The sequence below is a fragment of the Streptomyces axinellae genome (assembly GCF_039532135.1).
GTDB lineage: Bacteria > Actinomycetota > Actinomycetes > Streptomycetales > Streptomycetaceae > Streptomyces > Streptomyces axinellae.
Genome location: NZ_BAAARJ010000035.1, coordinates 17984 through 37101, shown reverse-complemented (window position 1 = coordinate 37101; position 19118 = coordinate 17984). Strand labels below are relative to the sequence as shown.

13 protein-coding genes are annotated in these 19118 nt (G+C 73.0%); 9 read left to right on the top strand and 4 right to left on the bottom strand.

What is annotated here, in order from left to right:
- The first annotated feature begins 372 nt into the window (after positions 1–372).
- Positions 373–1188, top strand: a complete 816-nt coding sequence (locus tag ABD339_RS32230) for an ATP-grasp domain-containing protein (RefSeq protein ID WP_344570717.1) — start codon at positions 373–375, stop codon at positions 1186–1188.
- 1769 nt (positions 1189–2957) lie between these two features.
- Here the strand turns inward: ABD339_RS32230 and ABD339_RS32225 are convergent.
- Entirely contained in the window at positions 2958–4049 is a 1092-nt protein-coding gene (locus ABD339_RS32225; protein ID WP_344570716.1) for a citrate synthase 2, read from the bottom strand.
- A 559-nt stretch (positions 4050–4608) separates the two neighbouring features.
- On the opposite strand from ABD339_RS32225, the gene pdxH reads away from it, so the two are divergent.
- Positions 4609–5235, top strand: a complete 627-nt coding sequence (gene pdxH, locus ABD339_RS32220; RefSeq protein WP_344570726.1) for a pyridoxamine 5'-phosphate oxidase — start codon at positions 4609–4611, stop codon at positions 5233–5235.
- 543 nt (positions 5236–5778) lie between these two features.
- On the top strand, positions 5779–7344 hold the full coding sequence (locus ABD339_RS32215) for a PAS domain-containing protein (protein WP_344570715.1): 1566 nt from the start codon (positions 5779–5781) through the stop codon (positions 7342–7344).
- 112 nt (positions 7345–7456) lie between these two features.
- On the opposite strand, the gene ABD339_RS32210 is transcribed toward ABD339_RS32215, so the two are convergent.
- On the bottom strand, positions 7457–8209 hold the full coding sequence (locus ABD339_RS32210; protein WP_344570714.1) for an SIS domain-containing protein: 753 nt from the start codon (positions 8207–8209) through the stop codon (positions 7457–7459).
- A gap of 236 nt (positions 8210–8445) precedes the next feature.
- On the opposite strand from ABD339_RS32210, the gene ABD339_RS32205 reads away from it, so the two are divergent.
- Positions 8446–9141 (top strand): iron-dependent transcriptional repressor DtxR, encoded by a 696-nt coding sequence (locus ABD339_RS32205; protein WP_344570713.1) that lies wholly within the window; start codon positions 8446–8448, stop codon positions 9139–9141.
- Positions 9142–9876: 735 nt separating this feature from the next.
- Entirely contained in the window at positions 9877–10794 is a 918-nt protein-coding gene (locus tag ABD339_RS32200) for an alpha/beta fold hydrolase (RefSeq protein ID WP_344570712.1), read from the top strand.
- Positions 10795–11220: 426 nt separating this feature from the next.
- Here ABD339_RS32200 and ABD339_RS32195 read toward each other — a convergent pair whose 3' ends face one another.
- Positions 11221–11937: a bifunctional DNA primase/polymerase gene (locus ABD339_RS32195; RefSeq protein ID WP_344570711.1), complete on the bottom strand. Its 717-nt coding sequence runs from the start codon at positions 11935–11937 to the stop codon at positions 11221–11223.
- Between the two features lie 262 nt (positions 11938–12199).
- Here ABD339_RS32195 and ABD339_RS32190 point away from each other — a divergent pair, with 262 nt between their 5' ends.
- The 4 genes from ABD339_RS32190 to purU all read left to right on the top strand — a co-directional run bounded on the left by ABD339_RS32190 (position 12200) and on the right by purU (position 17622).
- A complete protein-coding gene (locus ABD339_RS32190) occupies positions 12200–13591 on the top strand; it encodes an NsdA family TPR-like regulatory protein (protein ID WP_344570710.1) in 1392 nt (463 codons plus the stop codon).
- Between the two features lie 498 nt (positions 13592–14089).
- Positions 14090–15892, top strand: coding sequence for a hypothetical protein (locus ABD339_RS32185; protein WP_344570709.1), 1803 nt, complete (start codon positions 14090–14092; stop codon positions 15890–15892).
- Positions 15893–16057: 165 nt separating this feature from the next.
- Positions 16058–16555 (top strand): SCO4402 family protein, encoded by a 498-nt coding sequence (locus ABD339_RS32180; protein WP_425576163.1) that lies wholly within the window; start codon positions 16058–16060, stop codon positions 16553–16555.
- A gap of 143 nt (positions 16556–16698) precedes the next feature.
- On the top strand, positions 16699–17622 hold the full coding sequence (gene purU / locus ABD339_RS32175) for a formyltetrahydrofolate deformylase (RefSeq protein WP_344570707.1): 924 nt from the start codon (positions 16699–16701) through the stop codon (positions 17620–17622).
- Positions 17623–17755: 133 nt separating this feature from the next.
- On the opposite strand, the gene ABD339_RS32170 is transcribed toward purU, so the two are convergent.
- Positions 17756–19006, bottom strand: a complete 1251-nt coding sequence (locus ABD339_RS32170) for a zf-HC2 domain-containing protein (RefSeq protein ID WP_344570706.1) — start codon at positions 19004–19006, stop codon at positions 17756–17758.
- Positions 19007–19118 lie beyond the last annotated feature (112 nt).

Here is a 19118-nt window from a genome sequence, read left to right as displayed (position 1 = left end):
CGCGATGCCGGCGAAGGCGGGCTGCCGCTTCCCGCCCGAGCTACGGTGTTTCGGCCCTGAATGCCCCGGGCCGCCGATTCGTATGGCCTGCCCTGCGCCTGATTGCCGCGGGCCCGCAGACCCGCGGACCCGCAGGGGGCAGTAGCCTCCTTCTCCCATCCCCGGTCCGGTGATACCGCGCAGGAGATTCAGGTGACTGTCGGCTGTCCACATGCGGAGCACGGCAGGAAGTGACCTTCGGGTCTGCTCCCCGTCCCCCCGCTCAGTCCCGGTCGGGAAAGCCGCGCTGAGAACCGGAACCTCATCGAGAAGGCGACGCCCGTGCACATAGCCTTGGCAACGTCCCGTTGGGCCCACGGAAAGGACACCGAATTGAGCACACTGCTCGACGAATTGCACGCTATCGGTGCCTCGTGCTCCACCCCCGAGTGGGACGATCCCTCGATCGACTGGGCGGCATTCGATGCCGTCGTCATCCGCTCCGCCTGGGACTACCCCGAGCGTCCGGCCGCGTTCCTGCGCTGGGTCCGGACAGTCGCCGACCGGTCCGCGCTGTTCAACTCGCCCGAGACGGTCGCCTGGAACCTCGACAAGCACTACTTGCGCGACGTGGCCGAGGCCGGAGTCCCGGTCGTTCCCACCGAATTCACCCCGCCGGGAATGACATGGCACGTGCCGCAGGGTGGTGAGTACGTCGTCAAGCCCGCTGTTTCCAACGCCGCGCGCCACACCTGCCGTTTCCGGCCCGGCCTCGACGACGACCGCGCCCGCCTGCATGTCGCCGGTCTCCACGAGGCGGGCCGGACCGTGCTGACCCAGCCCTACCAGCATGCCGTCGATCACAGCGGGGAACTCTCCCTCATTTACCTCGACGGGCAATACAGTCACGCGGCCCGTAAAACGGCTCTGCTCCAGACGGCCGGACCGCCCGCCGACGACCTCTTCTTCCGGTCCCACATCACCCCGGACAAGCCCACGCAGGTCGAACTGGAGTGCGCGGCAAGCGTCTTGGAAGCCGTCACCGCACGCTTCGGAACGCCGCTGTACGCCCGCATCGATCTGATAGAGGGCCCCGGCGGGGTGCCCACTGTCATGGAATGCGAACTCGTCGAACCCCTCCTGTTCTTCGACCAGGGCCCCTCCGCCGTCCAGACCCTGGCTCTCGCCGTCCTCGCCCGCCTCGGCTGAGGCGGCAAGCCGGCTGCGACGGCACGGACGGTCCACCGGGCCGGGCAGTCCCGTCCCGGTGGCACCGTCCTCGTCCGTGGCTTCACGGGCCGGCGCGGCCCCGCACTCTCCGTACCGCTCGCCCGGCGGACACGCCGTTCCCTCCCCTCGCGGAACCGGCCGCGCCCCTGGGCCCGCACGCCTCTCGTCCCCGTCGCCTCCGCAGGTGGCGGGGACGACGTGTGTTCCCGGCCGGTGCGCTGCCGGTGTGCGGTGAACCACGCCTGTCGCGGCCCCGTTGTAGGTCAACGATGCTGCCGGTACGAGGAGTTGGTCCGGATATCTCTCTGGAAGACGGGGGCGCCGCCGGCCTGGTCCGAGGGCCTCCTCAATTCGAGTACCGGCTAGAGCAGGGACAGAGGAACGGCAACCGACCTCGACCGAACGGAGGAACCACATCATGGATTCCGAGGGAAACCCTATCGAAGTCGAGTTTGTGGAGGACGGGAGAAGAACTGCCAGAGTTAGATCTGCTGCGTCAACTAGCAGATATCGAAAGAGCAGAGATGAGTATGGAGCTGCGGTACTCAAGGCGGTCGACAGGGCGAATGGGAGGAAGGCGCCGTTCGAGTCGACTCTGGACTTGGTGTGGCGGAGGGCCCGCGCGGCTATGTACTACGCTGCGGGCAAGGATGCGAAGTCTCAATCGAAAGATGTCAGGGAGCTGGAGACCTGGTTCCGGAACATCGACCACCAGGCCGAAGGGGCGAGATTGAACGGAGCAACTCCTGAAGGCTTCAAAGGCGGCTGCGTCGCGGGTAAAACCTGGACGAGAGGGAATGAGTTTCTGCGGCCGGATTTCGCCCGAGCGGCGCCGGCCCGGCAGCAGACGACCTTGGCGTCATCGTCGCGGACGGGGGGCCACCAAGACTCCCGGTACGCGGTGCCCCACCACGACTCCGGGCACGGGATGGCCCAGCAAGCCCCCGGGTACGGGATGGCCCAGCAAGCCCCCGGGCACGGGATGGCCCAGCAAACCCCCGGGTACGGCGCACCCGGACCCCGGCCTTTCGCCGAAGGCGAGTACGACGCGCCGGCCCCCCGGATTTCCGTGCAGGGCGGGTACGGAGCACCGGACCCCGCGTGGGCTCCGGCCGCGGAGCCGGTCACGCGGCGGCCACCCCCTCCCGGGTGGGACCACCTGCCCTCGGGAGGCCAGGAGCCGTCTTACCAGGACGACAGGGCCTATCCGCACCCGGCCGCGACGTACCTGCCACCTTCCGGGATGTCGGCCGCCGCGCGGGCCCACCCCGGGGATGAAGTGCCCGAGTTCCAGGCTCGACACGACCTGGCTTCCGGAGGGGTGGTGTTGCCGCCTTTGGTCCAGAGCCGGGACGGCCTGGCGCCATATCAGGGCCAGGCCGCACCTCTGCCTGCCATACGGACGGACGTGGCTTTCCTCGGGGTGCTGCCACGTCCGGTCCGCGGAGGCGGTGCGGTGCTGGCGCCTTTGTCCCGGGGAGGCGACGTGCACAATCCGCCGCCGAACAGGGGGTTTCAGAGCTTGGCCCCGGGCATGAGGCGCGGCGGCCGGTAGTCCCCCCGTCGCTCCGGCGGGGACGGGTGCGGCCCCGGGATCCCCCGCCCGCCCGCACCCCTCCGCGTCCCGCTACGAGGACGGTCCCGCGCCCGGGGGCGCCGAGGTGCAGGGGCGCAGGACCGGGCCGGAGAGGCTCGGCAGGGGTCAGCAGGGGCCGGTCCGGGCGCGGGCCCGGCCCCGGACCGGGTGGTCAGCCCGCGCCGCCCTCGACGTCGCGGGGGTCCCGGGGCCCCGGCCCCACATAGCGGGCCGACGGCCGCACCAGGCGGCCCGTCCGCTTCTGTTCCAGGATGTGCGCCGACCAGCCCGCCGTCCGCGCGCAGGTGAACATCGAGGTGAACATGTGCGCCGGCACCTCGGCGAAGTCCAGCACGATGGCCGCCCAGAACTCGACGTTGGTCTCCAGCACCCGGTCGGGGCGGCGGGCGCGCAGCTCTTCGAGGGCGGCCTGTTCCAGGGCGAGCGCCGCCTCGTAGCGGGGCGCGCCCAGTTGCCTGGCCGTCCGCCGCAGCACGCGCGCCCGGGGGTCCTCGGCGCGGTAGACGCGGTGGCCGAAGCCCATCAGCCGCTCGCCCCGGTCGAGTTGCCGCTTCACATAGGCGGTGGCGTCGCCGGTGCGCTCGACCTCCTCGATCATCCCGAGCACCCGCGAGGGCGCGCCCCCGTGCAGCGGGCCGGACATCGCGCCGACCGCGCCGGAGAGGGCCGCCGCGACGTCCGCGCCGGTGGAGGCGATGACCCGGGCGGTGAACGTCGAGGCGTTCATGCCGTGTTCGGCGGCCGAGGTCCAGTACGCGTCCACGGCCGCGACATGCTTGGGGTCGGGCTCGCCGCGCCAGCGGCGCATGAAGCGCTCGACGACGGTGTCGGCCTTGTCGATCTCCTTCTGCGACACCATGGGCAGGCCCTGCCCGCGCGCCGACTGGGCGACGTAGGAGAGGGCCATGACGGCGGCGCGGGCCAGGTCCTCACGTGCCCTCGCCTCGTCGATGTCGAGCAGCGGCTTCAGGCCCCAGACGGGCGCGAGCATGGCCAGCGCCGACTGGACGTCCACCCGGATGTCGCCCGAGTGCACGGGGAGGGGAAACGGTTCGGCAGGCGGCAGGCCCGGATCGAAGCCGCCGTCCACGAGCAGTCCCCACACGTTCCCGAACGACACGTGGCCGACCAGGTCCTCGATGTCCACGCCCCGATAGCGGAGCGCACCGCCTTCCTTGTCGGGTTCGGCGATCTCCGTCTCGAACGCGACGACCCCTTCGAGCCCGGGTACGAAGTCGGACATCTGGCGGCTCCCTCATGAAAGTGCCGCCAGAGCTGAGCTGACGGCGAACGGCCTGCTGCTGGGACGGTGCGGTCCACCTGCCGCGCCGCGGCCGGTCGCGGGACCAGCCGTGCGGCCGGACATGCGACCCGCCGTGCGGCCGACCACGTGAGCGGTCGCGCGGCCGGCGGACCGGGCCGTCCTCCCGGTCGTGCCCGTTCCGGCGGGTGGTCACGCTCCGTCGTGCCAGGGCGGGCGATCGTGCGGACGGAGACGCTCCCGCCGGACGGAGCGGCAACGATAGCCCCCGTGCCCGGATACCACGGCTCCTTGCCCGGAATTGTGGCCCCTCCGGCGCCCGCCGGACAGGGTGAGATGGGGCACAGGAGCCGATTCGGGGGCTGTGGGTACGCGCGAAGTGCCCGGCAGGCAGACTGTTCGACCGCGCGCCGGGCCGATGCTGCAAGATAGCGGCGTGCCACACGCTGACGATGACGCCGCCGCCCGTACCTCCCGCCGTACGACCGCGAGTTCGACCGCCACACCCGCGCGTACGGCGACCACCCTCGACCCCGCCGCGATGCGCGCGCACTACCGTGCCGAGGGGCTCTCCGAGCAGGACCTGGAGCCCGGCCCGTTCGCGCAGTTCTCGCTCTGGTTCGCCCAGGCCGAGGCCAGCGGGCTGCACGAGCCCAACGCCATGATCGTCTCCACCGCCGACGAACGGGGCCGCCCCAGCTCCCGCACCGTCCTGCTCAAGCGCTACGACGAGCAGGGCTTCGTCTTCTTCACCAACTACGGCTCCCGCAAGGGCCGCGAGCTGGAGGCGAACCCGTATGTCTCCCTGCTCTTCCCCTGGCACGGCATCGCCCGCCAGGTGATCATCTCCGGCACGGCCGAGCGCACGGGCCGGGACGAGACGGCCGCCTACTTCCGCACCCGCCCGCACGGCTCCCAACTGGGCGCCTGGGCGAGCGAACAGTCCTCCCGCGTGGCCTCCAGGGAAGAGCTGGACCGCATGTACGCACAGCTCGCGGCCCGCTATCCGGAGGGTGAGGACGTCCCGGCCCCGGCCCAGTGGGGCGGCTACCGGGTGCGTCCGGAGTCGGTCGAGTTCTGGCAGGGCAGGGAGAACAGGCTGCACGACCGGCTGCGCTTTACCCGTACGGAGGACGACGGGTGGGAGGTGGAGCGGCTCTGCCCCTGACGGGCTCTGCCCTGGGTGGCTCCGCCCTGACCGGCTCCGCCCCTGAGCGGGGCCTCCTCACGGCGGGCACCCGGGTCTCCTGCGGCGGGTCTCCTGCGGCCGGGGACCAGGAACCCCGGGGGCCGGAACCGGGGGCGCCGCGCCGCAAGGCGCCGAGGCAGCAGAACGGCCCGTGGGCTGCTCCCTCCGCCCCCAGCCGTGTGGCTGGGAGGTGCCCCTCGGGGGCGGGGAGGGCGCCGGTCGGACGAGTCCGACGAGCCCACGGGCCGGGTGACTGCTCTGGATTGGCCGGCGAGCCGGCGTCACACTGTGGCGTCGGCCCTAGGCCGCAGCCACCTCACACGTCCGGTGCTTGATCATCAGCCGGATCACCTCCTTTCCTGTGTGCCCCACACGCTAGGCACGGCCGGCGGGCCGGGCAAACGAATTTCGGGGCGACAACGATTTTCCCGAATCCGGTGTGTGCTCGGTCACGTTCGAGTTGAATGATCCGTGCACAAGCGGTGGCGTTCCGCAACGGCAGCACGAGCAGGGGGTGCCGAGGTGGCGGCTCGATCGAAGACTCACTCCGCGTCGTCCTCCGACGGTGGCGACGGCGGTCCCGACGACGAACTCCTTCTCGCGGCCCTGCTGGACGGCATGGATGCCGCGCTGTGCGCCTTCGACGCCGAGGGCGTGGTCACGCACTGGAACCGCGAGGCGGAGCGGATGCTCGGCTGGACGCAGAAGGAGGCCGTCGGCCGCCAGGGCCTCGCCGGATGGGCGGTGCGCGCGGCCGACGCCGAGGAGGTCGAGGGCCGCCTCCTGGGCGCGATGCGCGCCCCCGGCCGCCAGGTGCACGAGTTCGCGCTGCTGACCAAGGACGGCGGCCGCGTGCTGGTGCGTATCCAGTCCTCCGGGGTGACCGGCGCCGACGGCCGCCCCATGGGCGTCTACTGCGCCTTCAGCGAGGTGCACGCCCAGATCGACCTGGAGCGCTCCATCGCCCTGAGCGAGGCCCTGCTGGAGGAAGCCTCTTGGGGCGTGGTCCTGGTCGACGCCGACCTGCGCCCCACCGTCGCCAACGCCTACGCGGCCCGCGCCTTCCGCGTACCGGCTCGCGCCGCGATGCTGGGCCGTCCCCTCGGCGAGCTGCTGGAACAGGGCATGGAGGAGCTGGAGGGCGCACTCCAGCACGTGCTCGGCGAGGGCGCGCCCCCGGCCCCGGCCGAGATCTGGGTGACGCTGCGCGGGTATCCGGACGAGCGGGAAGGCGGCCCGGCATCCGGTGCCACGGCAGCCTCCGGCGGCCCCGGAACCGGCGGCCCGGTATCCGGTGGGACGGCATCCGGTGGCACGGGGGCCGGTGGGCACGGGGTTGCCGGGGCGGGTTCGGAGGAGGGGGAGCTGTCGCGCCGCTGCTGCTGGCGCAGCGGCTTCCTGCGGCTGGCCTCGCCCCTGGCCGAGGAGCCCGTACCCCTGGGGGTCGCCTGGCTCTTCCAGGACATCACCGCGGCCAAACGGACCGAGCGCGAGGCCGCGCGGCTGCGCTTCCGCGACGGCCAGCTCCACCGCGCGATGCGGGCGGCCGGGGAGTGCGAGGACCCCATGGACGCGGCGCGGATGCACCTGGAGTTCGCTCTCGCGGGCTTCGCCGACCACGCGCTGCTCGACCTCGCGGCCGACCCGGGCCCCGAACCCGTCCCCGCGCTGGACACCGCGCTGGACGCCCTCCCGTCCGTGGAGCCGCGCCTGGTGCGGGCCGCGCTGACGCCCGCGGCGGCCTGGGGCCGCCTGCCGCTGATCGAGGCGAACGCTGACAGCGGGATCCCGGTGGCCTACGCGGAGGGCCACCCGGCGCTCCAGTCGTACCAGCGGTGCACCTCGGTACGCGCCAGCGGCAGCGGCCCCGGCGTCCCGGAGGACTGGGCACAGTCGCGCAAGTGGCCCCAAGGCACGGCACACGGGCTGTGCACGGTGCTGCGCAGCCGGGGCCGCACGCTGGGGGTGGTCACCTTCCTGCGGGACGCGGGCGGCCGTCCCTTCGACCGCTCCGACGCGGTCTACGCGGAGGAGGTCGCCGCACACGTGGCCACGGCCGTGGACCTGGCGAGCGCCCTGGAGAAGTGACCGGGCATCCGGTGCGCCTGAACAACGGCGGGCATCCGGCGCGGCGGATCAATGGCAAGGCATCCGGTACGTCGGCTCGGCGGTACTCCGCCGGTCCGACGGAATCCGGCGGTCAGCGGTAGAAGATCCGGTCCGCGTACTCGTCCATGACGCGCGCGTTCCATTCGTGTCCGCCGTCCACGTTGCCCGAGCGCAGCATCGGCGGCTCGACACCCAGCCGCACCAGCTCGCCCGTGGCCGAGGCCACGACGGCCTGCATCAGCGCGCTGGTGACCACCGTCGAGGCGGGCGCGAAGGGCGCATCGACGCCCTCGGTCGTCAACTCCGCGTCCCCGACGGGGATCCGGCTGTCGATGACGATGTCGCAGTGGTCCTTGAGGAAGGTGCCCGTGGCGTTCCGGGCGCGGGTGCCCTCGGCGTAGACGACGGAGGTGAGGCCGACCACCTTGATGCCCAGCGCCCGCGCGTTCATCGCCAGCTCGACCGGCAGCGCGTTGCGCCCCGACAGGGAGATGACGATCAGCACGTCGCCCTTGCGCGCGGGGCTGGAGTCCAGCGCGGCGCCCGCCAGCCCGTCGATCCGCTCCAGGGCGCTGCCCAAGGTCGCGGGGCGGACGTCCACTCCGGTGAGGCCGGGCACGTTGAGGAGGTTCATCAGGGCGAGCCCGCCCGCGCGGTAGACGGTGTCCTGGGCCGGCAGTGAGGAGTGGCCCGCGCCGAAGACGAAGATCCGGCCGCCGTCCGCGACGGTCCGCGCGAGCAGCGCGCCGGCCGCCGCGACGTTCTCCGCCTCGCCGTCCCTCACCTGCCGCAGCAGCCCGATGGCAGCGTCGAAGAAGTCTGTCGCCAGCGTCCTGTCACTCATCGCCCGGCCCCTCGCGTCGTTGCGGAAACGGTCCCGTTCCGTAGTACGGCGATCACGACCGTAGTACGGCGATCACGTTGAGGTCTGGACCTTCCGCTGTCAACACCGTGTGCCAATGGCCCGTGACAGGCTTGCGGCGCTGTCCATACCGCATCCCGCCGCGCACGGCACGGTTGTCACCGCGATGCGTCAGAATTGAATCCAGGGCCACCGCACGAGCTGACTAGGGGCTACGCATGTCAGGACTCATCGACACCACGGAGATGTATCTCCGTACCATCCTGGAGCTTGAGGAGGAGGGCGTGGTCCCCATGCGTGCCCGCATCGCCGAGCGACTGGACCAGAGCGGACCGACCGTCAGCCAGACCGTGGCCCGGATGGAGCGGGACGGGCTGGTCACGGTGGCCGGGGACCGGCACCTGGAGCTGACGGCCGACGGCCGCCAGCTGGCCACCCGCGTGATGCGCAAGCACCGGCTCGCGGAGTGTCTGCTGGTCGATGTGATCGGCCTGGAGTGGGAGCAGGTGCACGCCGAGGCGTGCCGCTGGGAGCACGTGATGAGCGAGGCGGTCGAGCGCCGCGTCCTGGAGCTGCTGCGACACCCCACCGAGTCGCCGTACGGCAACCCCATCCCCGGCCTGGAAGAGCTGGGCGAGAAGGCGGAGGCGGATCCCTTCCTGGGCGAGGGCCTGGTCAGCCTGAGCGAGCTGGAGCCGGGCGGCGACGGCAAGACGGTGGTCGTACGCAGGATCGGCGAGCCCATCCAGATGGACGCCCAGCTGATGTACACGCTGCGCCGGGCCGGGGTGCAGCCGGGCGCCGTGGTGAGTGTGAACGCGGGCACGGCAGGCGGGGTGCAGGTCGGCAGCAGCGGTGAGGCGGCGGAGCTGGGCGCCGAGGTCGCCGCGCACGTGTTCGTCGCCAAGCGCTGAGCGGCGGCGGGCGCTTGAGCGCGGCGGGCGTATGAGCGCCGGGCACGAGCACCGCGGCCGGGTGCTGAGTGCTGAGTGCGGGCAGGGTGGCTGAGGGCTGAGGGCTGAGGGCGGCGGCCGGGTGCTGAGCGCGCGGGCCCTGCGCGGCCCCACGTCGCCGTTTCGAGGGGTGCCCGGGCCGTCCTGGCGTCCGGGCCGACCCGGGTTTTCGGCGAGGTGCCGGGCTCTGCGGCGGGGCGTTTTGAGCGTGGTGTCCGAGGGGGGCGCACGGTGGCGCGGGGGAGCGGCGCGTGCTCCGTATCATGCGTCGCCACCTTCCCAATTGGCCCTTGCGGTATCAGAGTTGCCGGAATACGAGCGCTGGTGCGCGGAGCGTGCGACGCTGTCGCTGGTGGGAGAGTGCGCCGAGGGGAACGGTCGCGCCGCCGCGCACTCGGGCGGAAGGGGAGCATCGATGCTGTGTTCCGCGTGGGGCCCGTGCGGGCCGGGGGAGCGGTCGGGGCTCCGGCGCCGTCATTCGCCGAAGCCCCGCCTCCCCATGTCCCCCCAACGGCGACCCGGAGCCCCGAGCTCTCAGGGTCTGCCCCCTCCCGGTTCCTGTCTCCCCCGGGGGGCGCAGGGCAATCCCGGGCCCGTGTCACTCGAAGGTGGGGTGTTCGCCACTGGGCCCGGGTGTTCGAATAGAAGTTCGATAGGGTGATGCGGCGGTCAGAGGGAGTGGGGGTGCCACGACGCATGGTGCGACGGATCAACGTGACAGGTGGGGACGGAACCCGGCTGGCTGCCTGGGAGTTCGCCGATCCGCCCAAGGGTGCGCCGGAGAGCGGGGAGAGCCGGCCGGCCGCCCGGACCGCCGCCGAGGAGGAGCAGGACCGCAAGGCCCCGGGCGTCCTCCTGCTGCACGGACTGATGGGCCGCGCCTCGCACTGGGCGGACACCGCACGCTGGCTCTCGGGCCGCTACCGCGCCATCGCCCTCGACCAGCGCGGCCACGGACGCAGCGACAAGCCCGGTGACGGCCCCTTCGACCGGGACGCCTTCGTCGCCGACGCCGAAGCGGCTATCGAACAGCTCGACCTGGCCCCGGTCGCGCTGGTCGGCCACGCCATGGGAGCGCTCACCGCCTGGCAACTCGCCGCCAAGCGGCCCGATCTGGTGCAGGCCCTGGTCATCAGCGACATGCGGGCCTCGGCCCTGGGCGAGCAGTCGCAGCGCGAGTGGGAGGAGTGGTTCAAGTCCTGGCCCGTGCCCTTCGCGACGCTCGGCGACGTACGCAAATGGTTCGGCGAGGACGACCCGAGGCTGGAGCGCTCCCGGCTCTCGCGCGGCGAGTTCTTCGCCGAGGTGATGGCGGAGCGCGCGGACGGCTGGCGTCCCGTCTTCTCCCCGCGCCAGATGCTGCGCGCCCGCGAGACCTGGGTCTACGACGCGCACTGGGACGAGCTGGCCCAGGTGCGCTGTCCCACCCTCGTGGTACGGGGCATCGACGGCGCACTGGGCCGCGCGGAGGCACAGGAGATGGTGCGCGTGCTGCCGCGCGGCATCTACGCGGAGGTACCGGAGGCCGGTCACCTGATCCACTACGACCGGCCGGAGGACTGGCGCAGAGTAGTCGAGCCATTCCTCCAGGCAGCGCTCCCGACCGGCAGCTGATCCCCCGCCTGCCGCCCCCGCCGTCGGGGGGCGCCCCGTCAGGGGCGCGGGGAACTGCGCGAGCAGCCACCGCGTGCTCGCACGCGGCCGTACGCATCGGCCCTCACGGCGAGTTGCCACCGTCCACCGTGGGGCCCCAGGAAGGCGCGGGGCGCCCCGTCAGGGGCGCGGGGAACTGCGCGAGCAACCACCGCGCGCCCGCACGCGGCCGTATGCATCGGCCCTCACGGCGAGTTGCCGCCGTCAGCCACGTGGGGCTCCAGGAAGGCGCCGGGCGCCCCGTCAGGGGCGCGGGGAACTGCGCAAGCAACCACCGCGTGCTCGCACGCGGCCGTATGCATCGGCCCCCACGGCGAGTTGCCACCGGCCCGGGCCAGGGTCACCGGCCAACGCGGGCCCACAAGAGGGCGCCGGGCTCCGCCCGGCTCACCGTGCGAGAACGGCCGCTTCGCGGCCACACGCGTAGGCGAGGGTGGGCAGCAGTTCCTCGGCGTCGGGGAGCCAGCGGTTGGCCGCGGTGGGCTCGCGCACCCACTGCACCGGCCCCCGCGTGCCCAGCCGGCTGGGCGGGGCGGCCACCCAGTCGCCCTCGCCCTTGGCCCGGAGGTCCAGGGAGCGGGGCGAACGGCCCAGCCTGCGCAGCGCGTCGGGCGTCTTGGCCGCGGCGCCGGGCAGCACGAAGAAGAGCATCCGGCCGTCCGGGGTGCAGGTGACGGGGCCGAGCGCCTGTGCCATGCGCTCCAGCCGGGCCAGCGCCAGGCAGCCTGCCTCCTCCGAGACCTCCAGCGCGTCGAAGGCGCGGCCCGTCGGCAGCAGCACCGAGGCGCGCGGCTCCTTCGTCCACAGGCCGCGCGCTGTTGTCGCGCTGCCTGTGGCCTCCCGTGCCCACCCGGCGTGCGCGGGGTGTGCGCCCGGCGCGGGGCAGTCGGACTGTCCGCACACGCAGCGCGGCACGCCCTCCACGGCCTCCAGCCACGTGCCGGGGAAGACGTCCCAGGCGCGTTCCTGGGCGTAGCGCACCGCGTGTTCGAGCGGGGACGGCGGGGACAGTGGGGACTGGGATCGCTGGCGGGGGATGTGCGCGGCAGGTGCGACGCCGGTTGTGACGTCGGCGGTTACTCCGATGGTCTCTTCCACGACCATCACAACTTTCCCTCCCCGTAAGGGTTACGGGACGGCACCCGGGCCGGACGCGCCCCCGGTGGCGCCGTGGCGGGCGGTCCGTCGCATCCCGCGCTCGGAACGGCGCATGGGTGCAAGTGTGGGGGCGCGTATACAGACGGGCGGCCTTGGGTGGGTAGTTCCCTTGAGGCGCGTTGTGCTGTGAAGGGCGGGGTTTCGCACGAATCAGGGGCATATGCGCTGGGCAGTGATCATGCATAGCCTTCATCAAGAGGGGGGTCACATGGCCGCGAGGCCGCTCGTCGCGAGGCAGCCCAATGAAAGGTTGCAAGCACTCATCCAGGAGGCCGCGTGCTCGAACGCCGGGCTCGCGCGCCGCGTGAACATCTGCGGCGCCGAGCACGGGCTGGACCTGCGATACGACAAGACCTCGGTCGCGCGGTGGCTGCGCGGCCAGCAGCCGCGCGGTCGTGCGCCGGGCATCATCGCCGAGGCGCTGGGCCGCAAGCTGGGGCGCACGGTCACCATCGACGAGATCGGCATGGCCAACGGCAAGAACCTCGCCTCGGGGGTGGGGCTCCAGTTCGCGCCCACGGTCCTCGGCGCGGTGGAACAGGTCTGCGAGCTGTGGCGCAGCGACGTGGGGCGCAGGGACTTCCTGTCCGGTTCGACCGTCGCGGCCTCCGCGCTCGTCGAGCCCAGCAGGGACTGGCTGATCACCGCGCCCGACAACCAGGTCGCCCGGTCCTCGGGCGCCCGGGTGGGCACTTCCGACGTGGAGGCCGTACGCGCCATGACCGAGGCGCTCTCGGAGCTGGACCACCGCTACGGCAGCGGCCACATCCGGCCCGTGGTGGTGCACTACCTCAACAGTGTGGTCTCCGGGCTGCTCGCGGGCTCCTACCGTGAACCGGTGGGGCGCGGGCTGTTCGCCGCTGTGGCCCGGCTCACCGAACTCGCCGGGTACATGGCGGTGGACACCGGCCAGCACGGTCTCGCGCAGCGCTACTACATCCAGTCCCTGCGGCTGGCGCAGGCCGCCGGGGACCGCGCGTACGGGGGCTATGTGCTCGCCGCGAGCATGAGCCACCTGGCCGCTTCGCTGGGGAACCCGCGCGAGATCGCGCAGTTGGCCCGCGCGGCACAGGAGGGCGCGCGGGGGCAGGTCACGCCCCGCGCGGAGGCGATGTTCCACGCCGCCGAGGCGCGCGGGCACGCGCTGATGGGGGACGCGCGCTCCTGCCAGTCCGCGGCCGGACGGGCGCAGACCGCGATGGAGAGCGCGGACGCCGGTGCGGGCGCGGGCGACGACCCGCCCTGGATCGCGCACTTCGACCGCGCGTACCTCGCGGACGAACTCGCGCACTGTCACCGCGACCTGGGCCAGGCCGAGAGCGCGGCGGCGTGCGCGGAAGAGGCGATCGCCGGTCACCCCGAGGGGCGCGCCAGGCGGCGCGCGATCGGCCTGTTCCTGCTGGCGAGCGCCCAGGTCCAGCAGCGCGAGATCGAACGCGCCTGCCATACGGGCACGCAGGCCACCGAGTTGCTGCGCGGGCTGCGTTCGGACCGGGGAGCGGAGTATCTGGACGACTTCCGTCAGCGGCTGGAGCCCTACGGCGAGGAGTCGGTGGTGCGAGAGTTCTCCGAGCGATTGGAGATGGCAGCGGTGGCGTGAGAGCCACATGCCCGGGGAGGAGGGATAGGAGTGTTTTACCCCCTTCATCCCGACATGAGGCGAAGGAAGGGTGTCCGCACCCTGGGGGCGTAGTCGCACCTCAGCGCGAACCGGTAGCGTGACCCGACGATTCCGCCAGCCATGCAACGAGGAGTCTCGGTGACAACGCACAACGGACGCGGACAGGACGGGACTTCCGGCGTGCCCGGAGATCCGCTGCCCGCGGACACGACCCCCCGCGAAGGGATCGTGCTGCCGGCGAACGGGGAACCGTGGACTCCTCAGCAACAGCGTCAGGTCCAGGCAGCACGCACCCAGGTCCAGCCGCCGGCCGGCCAGCCATGGGGCCGGCCCTGGGGGCCGGGCTCCGAGGCATCGGGGTCGGACTCCGGGGGGCCGGGGCCGGCATTCTCGACTTCGGGGCCGGACTTCGGCTGGGGGCCGGGCTTCGAGTCCCAAGGGTCGGACTTCCCCTCCCAGGGGCCGGACTTCGGGAGCGTGGCAGCGGGTGAGTCCGGTACGCACGGCCCCGCCACCTCGATGCCGCTTCCCCCGGAGGGCGCCCCCGCGCCGCCGCCCATGCCCCCGGCACACCCCCCCTCTCCGACCACGGGCCCCGGCGCGTGGCCCGGTGACGGCGCCCGCGCCCTGCCGCAGCCCGACGCGGGCCAGACCCTGCCCCAGTCCCGCCGGGGGCGCCACGGCAGGCCGCAGCCGGCCGACACGAGCGCGCCGCTGCCGCCCGGAGCCGAGTCGTACGGCCAGGGGTCCGGAGCCGGCTCGTACGGCCGGCAGGCCGCTGCGGGCTCCTACGGCCAGCAGGCGGGCGGCGACCTCTACGGACAGCAGCCCGCTTCCGACGCGTACGGCCGGCAGGCCGGTGCGGGCCCCGATACTCACGGTCAGCCGCAGGCCGGGGAGGGCCCCCGCGCGCGGCACTCGCTGCCGCCGACCGACGCTCCCGTCGCGCTCTCCTCGCACCCCTTCGCGCCGCCCCAGCCCGCGCTGCCGCCCGAGCAGTCCGGTGGCGGGGATTCCGAGGCCACCCAGTTCATCCCGCCGATCCCCGGTACCGGTCCCCAGGACATGGGGTATGGACAGGCGCTGACCGGCTCCGAGGACGGCACCCAGCTGCTCCCTCCCGTGTCCGCGGCCCCTCCGGGGCCGGGCAGCCCCGACAGCGAGGCCACGCAGTACATAGCCCCTGTCGTGGACACCCCGCAGGGCCTCTACGGGGGCCAGGGCGGCGACTCGGAGGCGACGCAGATGATGCCCGCCCCCGTGCCCGCCGAGGGCGCGGAGGCGCCGCAGGGCCCTCCTGGCGGCTCCGCCGGCCCCCAGCCGCCCCGTGCGCATCAGCCACCCCGCGCACCGCAGCCGCAGCCCCGGCCGCAATCCCAACCGCAGCCCCCGTCCCAGCCCCAGCCCCAGCCGGGCACCCGGCAGCCGCTTCCCGAGTTCGAGAACCTCTTCAGGGCCGAGCCCTCGGGGCCCTCAGCCCCGGGCCCGCGCGCCGGGCACGGGGCCCAGGACGAGGCGGGGGCGACCCAGCACCTGCCGCTCATCGACCCCGGCGAGGCCCCGCAGCCGCGCCGGGCAGGCCACCAGGGGCCCGGCCGGCCCGAGCCCCAGGGGCGGGCCGCACGGCGCACCGCGCAGCGCGGGCGGCGCGGTACCGTACCGCCCGCCCTGCTGATCGGCGGCGGCCTCGCGGCGGTGGCCGTCATCGGCCTGCTGGTGGGGCTCACGCTCTCGGGCGGCGAGGACGGCGAGAAGAGCGCGAAGGCCGAGGGCCAGGCGGCCTCCAGCAGCCCCGCCGGGCAGGAGAGCCCCAAGGCGCCCGACCCCGCCGAGGAGCAGGCCAAGAGGCTGGACGCGCTGCTGGGCGACAGCAACAACAGCCGCTCGGCCGTGGTCCGTTCCGTCGAGCGCATCAAGTCCTGCAAGGCACTGGGTAAAGCGGCGTCCGATCTGCGCGCCGCGGCCAAGCAGCGCAACGGTCTGGTCACCCGGCTCGCCCAGCTGAAGACCGACAAGATTCCCGGCAGCGCGCAGCTGAACGCCTCGCTCAAGAGCGCCTGGAAGTCCTCCGCCGCCGCCGACAACCACTACGCGGCGTGGGCGGGCCAGGCCGCGGGCAAGAAGGGCTGCCACAAGGGCACGGCCCGGCAGACCTCGCGGACCGCCGCCGGTAACCGTGCGAGCGGCACCGCGACGGCCGCCAAGAAGAAGGCGGCGGCGCTGTGGAACCCGACGGCGAAGAAGTACGGGCTCACCGCCCGGCAGTTCGGCGAGCTGTGAGCGGACGGTGAGCGAGGGGCTGCCCCGTATGCGTGGCGTTTCGCTCCCCGCGCGCGGCGGATCGCTCTTCGCGCGCATGGCGTCGCTCTCCGTGTCCGGCGGGCCGTTCCGTGTGCGGGAGGCGCCGCACAAACCCCGTCCATGCGGAACGTATGGTCGATGACCATGCAGCAAGCTTCCGCGAACTCTTCCCGACGTGGCCGCCGTTCCACCACCATGGGCGGCATGCCTGTCAATGACGTGCCCTGGTGGCGCTGGCGCAGCAACGTGCGCTCGGCGCTGCACATGCTCTCCGACCCGGCCTTCCAGCAGGAGTGCTGGCTGGCGGGGCGCGCCGGATACGGCGATGTGACCGACGCGGTGTACCGCCTCGTCGAGGACACCTGGCTGGACAACTGGTCGGCGGAGAAATACGTCGGAACGATCTTCCGGGACGCGGAGGAGGCCGCGCTCGTGGACGCCGCCGTGCTGCGGGTGCTGCGGATCATGCACCAGGTGGGCGCGGACGCCCCGGTCGCCTCGTACATGGAGCACCAGGCGTGGCCGGAGGCCGTACAGGCGGCCCGGGACGCGCATGTGCGGCTGGCCACGAACGACGGTGAGGACCCGGAGGAGCCGCCCCGCTCGCTGGACGTACTGGCGATCATGCTGCGGACGGTGTGAAAGCCGGCGTGGGCGGGCCGCGCGGGGCGCGGCGGGCCGTTGACCGCGTCACGGAGTGTCGGCGGACCGCCTGCCGACGGTCACGGACCGCGGGCAGGCGGTGTGCCCTGGGGCATCGCACGTGATGTGCCAGTCTTGAGGCCATGAGCCAGTCGCCTCCCCCGCCCACCGCTGCCCCGGTCCCGGATACGGGCCACTCGGATACGGATACGGACAAGGAGCAGTCGGGACAGTTCGTCCTCACCCTCTCGTGCCCGGACAATCAGGGCATTGTGCACGCCGTCTCCAGCTACCTGTTCATGACCGGCTGCAACATCGAGGACAGCCAGCAGTTCGGCGACCGCGACACCGGGCTCTTCTTCATGCGGGTGCACTTCACGGGCGGCATCACGGTCGAGAAGCTGCGGGCCAGCTTCTCCGCCGTCGGAGAGTCCTTCCGGATGGACTGGCAGATCCACCGGGCCGAGGAGAAGATGCGCCTCATCCTGATGGTGAGCAAGTACGGCCACTGCCTGAACGACCTGCTCTTCCGCTCCAGGATCGGCGCGCTCCCCGTCGAGATCGCGGCCGTGGTCTCCAACCACACCGACTTCGCCGAACTGGTCTCCTCCTACGGCATCCCCTTCCACCACATCCCCGTGACGAAGGACACCAAGCCGCAGGCGGAGGAGCGGCTCCTGCGCCTGGTCGAGGAGGAGCACGTGGAACTCGTCGTCCTGGCCCGCTACATGCAGGTGCTCTCCGACCATCTGTGCAAGAGCCTGTCGGGGCGGATCATCAATATCCACCACTCCTTCCTGCCGAGCTTCAAGGGCGCGAAGCCGTACCACCAGGCGCACGCGCGCGGCGTCAAGCTGATCGGCGCCACCGCGCACTATGTGACGGCCGACCTCGACGAGGGCCCGATCATCGAGCAGGAGGTCGAGCGGGTGGGCCACGAGGTCACCCCCGAGCAGCTCGTGGCCGTGGGACGCGATGTGGAGTGCCAGGCGCTGGCCCGCGCCGTGAAGTGGCACAGCGAGCACCGGGTGCTGCTCAACGGCCGCCGCACGGTCGTCTTCGCCTAGCCCCCTCCCTGCTCAGCCCCTCCCTGCCCAGCCTCCCCGCTTGGCCCTCCCCGCCCGGCCCCGACTTCGTCGAGGCCGGTGAGTACGGAGAGGCCGGGTGCCGCACCGGAGCGGAGTCCTCCGGTGCGGGCGCCTACAGCCGGGAGAGCGAGGCCACGGCGAACAGCACGTCGCGGATCGCCTCCCGGTCGCCGTCCTGCCCCGCGGCGGCCTCCAGCGGCGGGACGTGTCCGGCCGCGAGCTGGCAGAACTCCAGCCCGTCCATGGCGACATGGGCCACCTTGCCCTCGGGGGACGCACCGGCGCCGGGTGAGTCCAGCGGGATGTACCAGTCGCCACCGCCCCTCCCCTCGACCTCCAGGTGCAGCGTCCGGCCGGGAGCGCCCGCCGGGCCCAGCCTGCGGGGCGGCGGCGCCAGGCCCGTCCGTCTGCGCACGGCGATCGTGCCCGGCAACTGGCGTGCCGCGAGATCGACGAGCAGGTTCAGATGCTCGGGGCCCGGTGGCCCGTACGGGTAGTCCACCGCGCCGGCGATGTCCTCGGCGTGCATCCAGCATTCGAAGGCGCGGTCCAAGAACGCGTCGTGCAGGGGGAGGGCGAAGTCTCCGTAGGAGATCGGCCGCGCGGCGAACGGTCCGGAGCGGGTGAACGGTCCGGAGCGGGCGGAGGCGTCCGGGTCCCTGGGGCCGGGGCTCGCGCGGATGCCCGGTGGTGTGAACGTGCCGGGGTTCGTGAACGTGCCCGGAGGCGTGAACGGTTCTGGGCCGTCTCCGCCCTCGGCGTCGGCCGCGAAGGAGACATGGCGGATCATCGCGTGACTCTGGGCGCGCCACGGCTCGCGCGCGGCGGGCGTGTGATGCGCGGTGTCGAGGGCCCAGAACACCTCCGTACGCGCCATCGGCCCCGGCCCCGGCCCGGCCTCGACGGAGGCGGCGCCGGACAGCAGCGGATCGGGCAGGCCGAGGGCGGTGGCGACCAGACCGTCCACCGCGAGGAGGTGGCCGATGACCCCCGCGACGGTGGTCTCGCGCCCGGCCTCCCGTTCCCCGTCGAACCAGCGCAGCCGCACCGGCGCGCGCCACTCCTCGTCCGCCATGTCGCGCAGCAGGGCATCCAGACGCGCGGTCTCGGCGTCGTACGGCGCGGCCCATCCGGGGACCGGGATCCGGGCCGGGCGCCGGCCCAGGCAGCCCTCCAGGACGCGGGAGCGGAGCATCGGGTCGAGGTCCAGGCTGTCCTCGGCGTGCAGCAGCCCGACCGCGTCGCGCAGCCGCAGGGCCTCATCGGCACAGGACGCGCAGTCGGTGAGGTGGGCCTCGACGGCCGTGGTCTCCTCGGCGGAGCAGGCGGCCAGCGCCCACGCGCCGAGCAGGGATTTGAGCACTTTGTGGTCGAATCCTCCGGCTCTCTTGCCGGAGCCGGAGCCAGGGCCAGAACCGGAACCGGAGGCTCGGGGGCCGGGGTGCGGGGAGGCTCGCCGGCCGGGGTGGTCCGGT